At 40.6% G+C, this 10,388-nt stretch carries 11 protein-coding genes; 3 read left to right on the top strand and 8 right to left on the bottom strand.

Features of this window, described 5'->3' with window-relative positions:
* Nucleotides 1-241: 241 nt before the first annotated feature.
* A complete protein-coding gene (rpiA, locus tag BM308_RS12660) occupies nt 242-904 on the bottom strand; it encodes a ribose-5-phosphate isomerase RpiA (protein WP_074945712.1) in 663 nt (220 codons plus the stop codon).
* Nucleotides 905-934: 30 nt separating this feature from the next.
* Nucleotides 935-2,122: a tyrosine--tRNA ligase gene (gene tyrS, locus BM308_RS12655; RefSeq protein ID WP_074945710.1), complete on the bottom strand. Its 1,188-nt coding sequence runs from the start codon at nt 2,120-2,122 to the stop codon at nt 935-937.
* Between the two features lie 146 nt (nt 2,123-2,268).
* Here tyrS and BM308_RS12650 point away from each other — a divergent pair, with 146 nt between their 5' ends.
* The 3 genes from BM308_RS12650 (at nt 2,269) to BM308_RS12640 (ending at nt 6,305) form a co-directional block, all read left to right on the top strand.
* Nucleotides 2,269-3,399: an anhydro-N-acetylmuramic acid kinase gene (locus BM308_RS12650; RefSeq protein ID WP_074945708.1), complete on the top strand. Its 1,131-nt coding sequence runs from the start codon at nt 2,269-2,271 to the stop codon at nt 3,397-3,399.
* 9 nt (nt 3,400-3,408) lie between these two features.
* Nucleotides 3,409-4,548, top strand: a complete 1,140-nt coding sequence (locus BM308_RS12645) for a metallophosphoesterase (protein WP_074945706.1) — start codon at nt 3,409-3,411, stop codon at nt 4,546-4,548.
* Between the two features lie 80 nt (nt 4,549-4,628).
* Complete coding sequence (locus BM308_RS12640) at nt 4,629-6,305, top strand: glycoside hydrolase family 36 protein (RefSeq protein ID WP_074945704.1); 1,677 nt, start codon at nt 4,629-4,631, stop codon at nt 6,303-6,305.
* Here BM308_RS12640 and BM308_RS12635 read toward each other — a convergent pair.
* The 6 genes from BM308_RS12635 to BM308_RS12610 all read right to left on the bottom strand — a co-directional run.
* Complete coding sequence (locus BM308_RS12635; RefSeq protein ID WP_074945703.1) at nt 6,292-6,825, bottom strand: CinA family protein; 534 nt, start codon at nt 6,823-6,825, stop codon at nt 6,292-6,294. The genes BM308_RS12640 and BM308_RS12635 overlap by 14 nt on opposite strands.
* Nucleotides 6,826-6,941: 116 nt before the next feature.
* The gene (locus BM308_RS12630) at nt 6,942-7,652 is read right to left on the bottom strand and encodes a hypothetical protein (protein ID WP_074945701.1); all 711 of its coding nucleotides are present in this window, start codon (nt 7,650-7,652) and stop codon (nt 6,942-6,944) included.
* A gap of 330 nt (nt 7,653-7,982) precedes the next feature.
* Nucleotides 7,983-8,582, bottom strand: a complete 600-nt coding sequence (locus tag BM308_RS12625) for an alpha/beta hydrolase (RefSeq protein ID WP_074945699.1) — start codon at nt 8,580-8,582, stop codon at nt 7,983-7,985.
* A 130-nt stretch (nt 8,583-8,712) separates the two neighbouring features.
* Entirely contained in the window at nt 8,713-9,306 is a 594-nt protein-coding gene (locus BM308_RS12620; protein WP_074945697.1) for a metallophosphoesterase, read from the bottom strand.
* Nucleotides 9,307-9,351: 45 nt separating this feature from the next.
* Nucleotides 9,352-9,762 carry a GNAT family N-acetyltransferase gene (locus BM308_RS12615; RefSeq protein ID WP_074945695.1) on the bottom strand — a complete coding sequence of 137 codons (411 nt, stop codon included), beginning with the start codon at nt 9,760-9,762 and terminating at the stop codon, nt 9,352-9,354.
* Between the two features lie 129 nt (nt 9,763-9,891).
* A partial coding sequence (locus BM308_RS12610; protein ID WP_143098626.1) for an RNA-guided endonuclease InsQ/TnpB family protein occupies nt 9,892-10,388 on the bottom strand: 497 nt, incomplete at its 5' end.

Below are 10,388 nucleotides of genomic sequence, written 5' to 3'. Positions count from 1 at the left end.
CCCGGCTAGCACAGGAAGTGAACTCCAAAAGGAGTCAGCACTGTGAACCCACCGAAGCTGAACAGTAATGTCAGCAGTAGGAATCCTCTTGCTTTATAGCAAGAGGAGGATGTCAATCTCTTACGGCAGGAGCTTTAACACTGTACCAAGATCAGTTTAAAAGTACCATTTCAGAAAAGACAATGAAAAAGCTTTCAGTTTTCACTGAAAGCCCTTTTCTTAAAAAGTAAAAGCTAAAAGCTTAGCTGCGCTTTAAAACCTTAACACCATCTTCAGTTGCATAAAGCACAATATCAGCGCCCTTTGATGCAAACAGACCTACGGTGACTACACCTGGGATCTGATTGATCTTCTGCTCTAAAGCCAGAGGATCGGTGATATTCAGACCGTGAACATCCAGAATCTCACATCCGTTATCAGTGATACAGTCCTTACGCAGAACAGGATCACCACCCAGGGCACGCAGAGTTCTTGCAACCTGCTCACGGGCCATAGGAATAATCTCTACAGGAAGAGGGAATTTACCTAAGGTCTCAACCAGCTTTGACTTATCTACAATACAGATAAACTTCTTGGCCATTGAGGTCAGGATCTTCTCTCTTGTCAGGCAGGCACCGCCGCCCTTGATCATATTGAAGTTAGGATCTACCTCATCAGCACCGTCGATATAAACCTCATAAGGCTGTGTCTCATTAGGGTCAACAACGTTAACGCCAATTGCCTTTAGAGCTTCAGTGGTCTTGTTTGATGAACTTACTGCAGCAGCAACAGGAACCTTATTAAGTCCGATCTGCTCGATAAACTTCATAACAGTAGAACCACTGCCAACACCTAAAACACTTCCTTGTGGGATATAATCTAAGGCTGCCTTGGCAACCATTACCTTCAATTCATCCTGTGTCATACAATTATTCCTTAATGTCTGTAAATAACTTTATTCAACTGTAACTTTTGCAAAACGACGCTTACCAACCTGCCAGATTGAAGTGCCCTTCTCTACAGGAGCGTTCTTGTCAGTGATAACCTTACCTTCGCACTTAACTGCATTCTGCTTGAGCATACGCATAGCTTCAGAGGTAGATTCACATAGACCAGCATCCTTTAACAGATTTGGAATAGTCTGTGAATTTACGGTAACTTCCTGAATGTCATCAGGCAGAGCGCCCTTGGCAAACTGAGACTTGAAACCTTCAACAGCCTCGTTGGCAGCTTCCTCACCGTGGTATCTTGCAACAATTTCACGGCCAAGTTCGATCTTGGCATCACGAGGGTTCTTGCCGTTAATCAGACAGTCATCCTTAATAGACTTAATTTCGTCGACAGTCTTGAATGACAGTAAATCGTAGTATGACCACATCAGATCATCAGAGATAGACATGATCTTGCCGAACATCTCCTTAGGAGCTTCGGTAACACCGATGTAGTTGTGCTTAGACTTTGACATCTTCACAACACCGTCAAGGCCAACCAGCAGAGGCATCATCAGCACACACTGAGGTTCCATGCCAGCATCCTTCTGAAGCTCACGTCCCATCAGCAGATTGAATTTCTGATCGGTACCGCCAAGCTCAACATCTGACTTGATAGCTACAGAGTCATAGCCCTGGAATAATGGGTAGAGGAACTCATGAATTGAAATTGGCTGTTTTGCAGCAAAACGCTTTGAGAAATCATCGCGCTCTAACATACGGGCAACAGTAAGTTTAGCAGCCAGCTTAATGGTACCGGCAGCGCCTAACTTCTCACACCACTCGCTGTTATAGCGGATTTCAGTTAAATCTTTATCCAGAATCTTGAATGCCTGTTCTGCATAGGTTTTTGCGTTCTCTAAGATCTGCTCACGAGGAAGTTCTGGACGAGTTGCATTTTTACCAGATGGATCACCGATTGCAGCGGTAAAGTCACCAATGATAAGAACAATCTTGTGGCCTAGTTTCTGGAAGGTACGAAGCTTGTTTAGGATAACGGTGTGTCCTAAATGAATATCAGGAGCAGTTGGATCCATACCCAGTTTAATAACTAACTGTTTACCTGACTCCAGTTTCTTTTTAAGTTCATCTAGAGGAATGATTTCCTCGGCACCACGGGTAATTTCACGTAATGCATTTTCGATATCAGACATCGTATAACCTTTTAAATAATTAAAAACGTTGCAAAATTTGCATAAAAAAAAATATAAGTCGCAATATTTTAATATAATTTAGTCATGATCTAAACAAAAAAAAGCACAATTAGGCTTAAAAAAAGCTTAATCACAAGGAAAAGATAATGACTGAGCTTTATATAGGTTTGATGTCCGGAACCAGTATCGACGGCATTGACGCAGTTCTTGTGGAATTCGACGGAAATAAAAGCAGAATCTTAAATAGTACCAGTGTTGATTACGACGAAGATACACGTAAACTTCTGCACTCTTTATGTTCATCATCTGAGGATGAAATTGAAAAGGCAGGAGTCGCCAGAGTAAAGATAGCAGAATACGAAGCTAAAGCTGTAAACACCCTATTAGAGGACGCCAGGCTTAAAGCTGAGGATATAAAGGCTATCGGCTCCCATGGACAGACAGTAAGACATAGACCTCAGAAAGGCTTTTCTCTGCAGCTAGATAATGGAGCACTCCTCTGTGCTCTAACCAAAATTGATACTGTATGCGATTTCCGCTCAGCCGACATTGCACATGGGGGCAATGGAGCTCCCTTAACTCAGGCTTTCCACAGTATGCAGTTTAGAGATGATAACAAAGTATCAATGGTCCTGAACCTTGGAGGTATCTCCAACCTCACAGTAATTGATAGGGACGGCAGCATCCTTGAAGCCTTTGACTCAGGTCCTGCCAATACTCTGATTGATGGAACCTGCAGAACTCTGCTAAATATTCCCTATGACAAAGATGCTAAATTAGCTTCAAAGGGTAAGGTTGTACCTGCACTTCTGGAAAAATACATGCAGGCGCCATACCTTAAATTAGAACCTCCAAAATCAACCGGCCGAGAGGATTTCGGTCTTGATTTTATTAAGGAGGAGCTGCTCTTTGCCACTCAGGATGAGGATTTTATCTGTGATCTTATTGCAACTCTGACCGAGTTCACCGTAATGGTGAATGTCAACGCCATCAGAATGTGTATGTATAAACATACAATCACGGATGCAAGACTTATCCTCTGCGGAGGCGGAGCTTATAATCCATATATAAAGGCAGGTCTTGAAAAGAAACTTGTAAAAAACAATATTGAGGTAATGACAGCAGAAGCTCTGAATGTAAATTCAAAACTGTTAGAAGCTCATGCTTTTGCCTATTTTGCGTACAAATTCATGCACAGAGAATGCTTAGTGCTAGGTGATTCAACAGGAGCAAAGGAACCTTCGATTTTAGGCTGTCTGTACCCTGCTGTACGATAAGAGAGTGATATGTTAGCGTTTAAGATTTTCCCGTTTATTCAGGCTATTGTAATTATTCTGTGCTTTATCCTACCCCTAAAGAAGGTAAGTCTGAAGTACAAGATTGCACTTGCTTTAATCTTTGGTCTGGGAAGTCTTAAACAGTACATTTATATCTTCTCAGGTGGAGATATGATGGATCCGAAGCTTTCAAGATATCCAGCAATCTTCTTTGACACCATCTATTTCAGCTCCATATTCCTGTTTCTTCTGACACTGATCAGAATGATTATCAATGGAATCTACAAACTCTCCAGACTGAGTGTCTCAAAATTCATTATTCCAGCCCAGTCAACAAGATATGCAGCACTGTTCCTGCTTATAGCCTGTCTTATCGGAGGACGAGCAGTATTCAATGGCTTTGCACCTCCTGTTGATAAATTCTACGAAATTACAGTAAAAGATCTGCCTGCGCAGGCTAATGATCTGCGCATTGTAGAACTTGCCGATCTGCATATTTCAGCACCTACCATTCCTTCAGAGATTGAGGATATCGTTGAAAGAGTAAACAGCAATGAGCCAGATCTGATTCTGATTGCAGGAGACTTTGTCGACGGTACGATTGCAGAACTCGATTACATGACAAAAATCCTCTTCAAACTAAAGGCTAAGTACGGTGTCTATGCAGTTTCCGGAAATCACGAGCTCTACTCTGGATATAAAGAGTGGATTGAGTACTTTGAAAAAGGCGGTATAAAGTTTTTGGAAAATGACGGAATAGTTATCAGAGACGAGAAGGATGTACCGCTTCTGAATCTGTGCGGTGTTATTGATATCTCTGCTACCCGTTTCAAACTTCCTGCAGCTGATATTGCAAAAGCAACTGCAAATACGGATAAAAGACTGCCAACTATCTTCATGTCGCACCAGCCAAAGCTTGCAAATCAGCTAAAGGAAATATCCGATCTCACCTTCTGCGGACATACCCATGGAGGTCTTATGCCTGGACTTAAGCAGATTGTTGCCAAGGTTAACGGAGGCTATGTCAGCGGTCTTTACAATACCGGAAGACAAAGAGTTATAGTGTCCAACGGTACCCGAATCTGGGCAGGAGCCCCTCTAAGACTTCACGATCCATCGCAGATTGTTTATGTAACACTTAAACAGTAGAGTTCACGCTATCTCACATTTCCTTTCAATTCAGTAACCTATAATTCAAGATAGTGTTGTGCATCTGAGAGGATTGTGAGATGTTGAAGGATTCGTTAGAAGCTGCGCTGGATTCGACACTAAAAGTGTCTGATATTGGCTATGTAAAAAATCAGGCCGATGAATACATATTCAGAAAGGTTGTCACCACCTCCCGCTTTACCTCAGTTCTTATCCTCCTTGATACAAAATTAAATCCAGATACAGAGTTTTTCGGTGAAGGCTTTCAGATGCTCTCACAGATGACTGGAACCTTTGGTAATCCTGTAAACATTGGCAGATGCATGGATGACTTATCCCCCTACTCTCACTATCCTGTAGAAGACTATAGAACAGTATACAATCTGCTGCTTCTGAAAAAAGAGAGTATGTGGACACTACTAGGATTTACCAGCTGCAATAAATACACCGGCTTCTTCAGAATCTTCAACGACGGAACTCTGCATGTCTGTATGTCACTTGAGGGGCAGCTCTTTAACTCAGGAGACATCATCAACACTGAAACCTTCGTCATTATGGACGGAACAGATAAACAGCAGATTCTGGAGAAATTTGCAAAACTGATCGCAAAACATCATCCTCCACAGAAAATCAAAGAACGACCATGTACCTGGTGCTCCTGGTATGCCTACTATGATCATGTCAGAGAATCAGACATCATCGAGAATGCTGATAAATCAGGAGAACTTGATTTTATTGATCACATTCAGATTGATGATGGCTATGAAAGTCACATGGGAGACTGGCTTGAGTACTCTGACAGTTTCTCAAAGGGGCTTGATGCCTGCATTGCAAAAATCGCAGAGAAAGGCAAAAGACCTTCCATCTGGGTTGCTCCATTCATTGTCAGCGGAGAATCCGATATCGTAAAGAATCATTCTGACTGGCTTGCAACCGACATGGACGGAAATCTTATTCCAGCGGGCTATCTGACCTATGGAGGCTGGCGAGATCTTCCCTGGTATGTACTGGATTTCTCCAATGAGGAAGTTGTAAATCATATCCACAATATATTTAATTTCTTTGTTAAAAAACTCAGGATCAGATACTTTAAGCTTGATGCCTGCTACTGGGGAGCAATCAAAGGCTATCTCTTCCGAGGGAATATCTCAAGAATTGAAAACTACAGACGAGGAATTAAGGCTATCTTAGATGCAATCGGGGATGATGCCTGTCTTTTAGGCTGCAATGCGCCCATATGGCCGTCACTTGGTCTCTTCCATACCATGAGGATCTCCGATGATACTGAGAGAAACCATTACCGAACAGTTCAGAAGGCAAAAGAAACCTTTAACCGAATGTGGATGAACAATCATCTGTGGATAAACGATCCGGATGCTCTGTGCATAAAAGATCTTGATGGTCAGCATATTGAGGCAAATGATGTACATCTGCAGATTGCAACCGTACTCATCTGTGGAGGAGTGGTAACCATTGGAGACAGACTGTCTGATTACAGCAGAGAGGATAAGGAACTTCTCAGAAGAATCAAAGACTATACATACTATGTCAAAGAAGTAATCCCTGATGAGGATTACTCCACATTCACACTGAATCTTAAGAGCAAGAAGGAGCGCTTAAAGATTTATATCAACTGGACCGAGGAAATTCAGACAATTCTCATAGGACAGAATTCTGTCAACTTTATAAATAATGAACCTCTGTTCTCAGAATACATTCTGCCACCTGCAGACACTTTAATTATTATAGAGCAGTAAAGACAGAATCAGGATTTTCACCTAAGGTTAAGGCTCTCAGACCTTTTAGTGCCATAAGAGTGGTCTGAAGCCTGATTTCTTCTCTATCACCTTTGAAATGGAAACAATGGGCGTAGGCTTTCTGCCCTTTCTTCATGAGTCCCATCCAGACAGTACCAACCGGTTTCAAAGCTGAACCTCCATCAGGTCCGGCAATACCGGTAACTGATACGCCAATGGTTGCAAGGGATGAATGCTTTAAAGCACCTTCAACCATCTGAACTGCAGTGTCTTCACTTACAGCACCGACTGTTTTTAGAGTATCCTCTTTAACCTCTAAAAGCTCCATCTTAGATTCATTTGAGTAGGTTATAAAACCTCTGTCAAACCAGCCGGAGCTGCCAGGTATTTCAACAATTGAGGCCCCTATAAAACCGGCCGTTAAAGATTCTGCTGTAACATAGATTTCTTTATATTGAGCAGATAAAGACTCAAATTCACTGGCAATTCTAGTGATTTCTTTTAATAAGGATTCTTTCATGATTACATTTAAACTCTGTTGATTCACATTTCAGTATCAATCTCGAATAGTAACAAGATTCTCAAAAAAGACCTATTAGACTACGAAAATGTTTTTAGAAAAAAGAATCAGAAGCTTTATCTAGGTCTTCTCAGACCTGCTTTCGCCCCCATACCATAAGCTTCACGGGCTTTGAGACTTGCCACATGAGGAGCTGCAGGAGCAGACTGCACAGGAGTTGGTTTAGGAGGTTCCGCAGCTGTTTTGGCAGGAGCAGGTGCAACCTTAACCTTATCTAGAGATGGTGTCTGATTATCTGCAGCTTTTGCCTTAGCAGCAATTTCAGCAGCTGCAACCTTAGCAGACAGATTATGAACTTTAGCCAGCATCTCGACTTCGTACTGAGGAAGATTGGTTTTAGCAATCACTTCTTCAATAGAAAGACCTTCGGCTAAAAGTCTTTTAGCAAGAATAATCGGCTGATTCTCAACAGAGTTGTTCTGAATTTCCTTCTTCTGCTGTTCAACCTTCACAGATAGGTTATCAAATGATGTATTTATAACCTTCTGCTTATCAACAATATCCTGCTGAGATGAGGTTAAATACTGCAGAGACATATCTGAAGCCTTCATTTTTCTTTCTAAAGCTTCAATAGAGGCTGAATATTTTGATGCTTGTTCTTCAAGAGATTTCAGAGCATTTTCAACAGATTCTTTTAATAAAAGGTTTTCTTTTTCTAAGGCACCGCAGCGACGGGAGGTAATTACAAAAGAGATAAGGATAAATAGCAGCAGGACAACAGCTGTACTAATAGCGGCAATAAGAGTTACATCTAAATATGTCTGCATAAAATCTCTGTACGTAATTAACCTTTATCTAACTGTAATATAGCACTTTTTTTAAAATCTCACAAAATTTAAGGAATTTATATTGTGATTTTCGTCTTAACTTGTGCAATATTTCCTGCTTTTTAGCATTAAAATCGTAAATAAACAGGAAATATAAGCCTTAAGACGACGAACCTTCCTGATAAAAAGAGAGAATATTCATTAAACAGAGTCTTATTACCAGGAAGCTTTATGACAAGTGCTTTGGAGGAGCTATTATCGTACAGTAGTCTTATGGCAAATGTAGGATCTCGGAGTAAGACTCAATTCTCGAATATTCTGCAGTAACCTCTATTTATAGGAATTAATCCAGTCATCAAGAAAACGCATCTGCTCCTCAGTATGGAACCAGTGTTCACCTTTCTCCATTTCAGTTAGAGTTACATTATGTTCCTCTTTGAACTGCTCAATAGTCTCACTAGAAATCAGATTATCCTGACCTCCGTGAAGAATATGAGTAGGAATTAACCATTCTGTCTTGTGGGCTCTAACATAACATAGATAATCCCAGGACAGATCCTCTCCAAAGGATGTATGGATAATCTTTTTCTCTTTAAGTTCCTCTTCACTAACATTTGCCCAAAGCATCATCTGAGAAATCATCTTTTCCATATCAACCAGAGGCGATATAAAAAAAGCTTTATCCACTATGCCGTTAAGATTTGCGTTCATACAGAAGAATGCGCCGATACTGTTGGCAATCAAGACAATTTCATCATAGTGATTTTTCAGCTCTAAAAGAGCGTTATGAATTTCAGGTCCAGTCTCCCATGGAGTGAATGTCTTGTAATCAAGACCTATAACATCATAATCAGGAAACAAAGATTTGTAGTGTTCACTTTCTTCTGCACTACCGTCTTTTCCATGAACATATACAACCAGTTTTTTCATTTTTTTGCCATTAAGAAATATCAAATTGATCTTTTATAGGAAGATATTTACATTCTGCTCAAGCTGGATTTAAGAATCCGTTATTCTCTGTAAGCATTCAGTGATCACATGATATTTTAAATCCTGAGGATCAGTTATTATCTATAAGATTAGAAAAATAAGCTTCAATCTCCTTCTCTGGTATACCATCCACCTTAACTGGAGAAAAATCAGTCTGAGTATTATCCACACATACATTGGTGCGTCTTATGCCCTCCTCACTCGGAGGAGATTTATCGTGTGTGTGCCCATGAATAAGAGTTGTACAACCACTTTCTTTATACAGTTTTATAAGTTCCACTACTCTGCGGTTAACTTCCTCTTCACCGGTAAGCGGATAGTGACATATAAAGAAATCACCAAACTGAAGATAATAACAAACATCGAGGAAGCCGCATGACTGATAGAACTGGTTCTTACAGTGATCATGATTCCCTTTAATAAGAATCTTCTGTCCTGGGAGCGACCTTATAAGAGTACTGATTCTCTCCTGTTCTTCATTTTTAAACAGAGCGACATCACCAAGGAAAAATACAATATCATCAGGATTCACAATACTGCAGTATTTTTCTCTAATGAATTCATCGCACTTTAAAGTCCCCTCATAACTGTAATCAAAAGGTCTGTTACAGTATTTAATGATGTTGGTATGACCGAAGTGCTGGTCTGAGGTAAAGTAAATCAACAGTTATTCCAATACCGCTATTTGAGTTTTAGCTGCAGTTGCGTTTTAAATTACAAATACATCTGAAGAAACAAAAGCAGCGTTATGTCTTTCAAAGCCTATATGAGGATAATATTCTGTTGCCTGCGGAGCCGCCAGTAAAATAAGCTTAGCATTGTTATGGATATTATCTTTGGTTACCTGCAGTAGTTTCTTGCCAATTCCTTTTTTCTGATATGAACCACGTACAGCAAGATCACTTACGTAACAGCAGAAAGAAAAATCAGTGACAGAGCGGGCGATTCCAACCAGTTCATTTCCGTCCCAGGCTGTAACAATAAGATTGGCATTTTTAAGCATCTGCTCGATTCTTTCGTAATCATTTATAGGACGACGATCCTTCAGTGTTGTCGAGCATATAAGATCAACGTAGGCTTCAACGCTAATCTTCTTTTTGGTGGTGTAGGTTATCTCCATGAATACTCCTGTTTTGATATATTCCTTTTAATCCATATTTTTGACAAAAAAATCAAAAGATTACGAGTGCTTGCTAGAGCAGATTGACCACCTCCTCTTGCTGAAACAAGAGGATTCCTACTGCTGACATTACTGTTCAGCTTCGGTGGGTTCACAGTGCTGACTCCTTTTGGAGTTCACTTCCTGTGCTAGCCGGGATAGACCTTCCCTTAGGATATTTTTCGCTGCATTTTCATCTGCATTGGCTGTATATCCACAGCTTTTGCAGCAGAACACAGCCTGAGTTTTTCGGTTATCTTTGGAGATATGACCGCACTTAGGACAGGTTCTGCTGGTATTCCTGGGGTTAATCTGTAAAAAGATATGACCTCTTTTATTCTGCTTGTATTCAAGCATCTTAAAGAATTTTCCCCAGCCTTCAGATAGAATGGAACGGTTAAGTCCTGACTTTGCTTTTACATTTCTGCCAGGATTCAATATAGTTCCTTTAGCACTCTTCGTCATATTCCTTATCTTCAGCTCCTCAGCAACAACAATTGCGTGGCTATTGCATATCTGTGTGCTGAGCTTCTGATGAATGTCATAACGAATATTGGCTTTCTTCTGATGAAGTCTGGAGATTCTTT

The sequence above is a fragment of the Succinivibrio dextrinosolvens genome, assembly GCF_900116345.1.
GTDB classification, from domain to species: domain Bacteria; phylum Pseudomonadota; class Gammaproteobacteria; order Enterobacterales; family Succinivibrionaceae; genus Succinivibrio; species Succinivibrio dextrinosolvens_B.
Note: the sequence above shows the minus strand (reverse complement) of the source record. Positions and strands in the feature narration are given on the sequence as shown.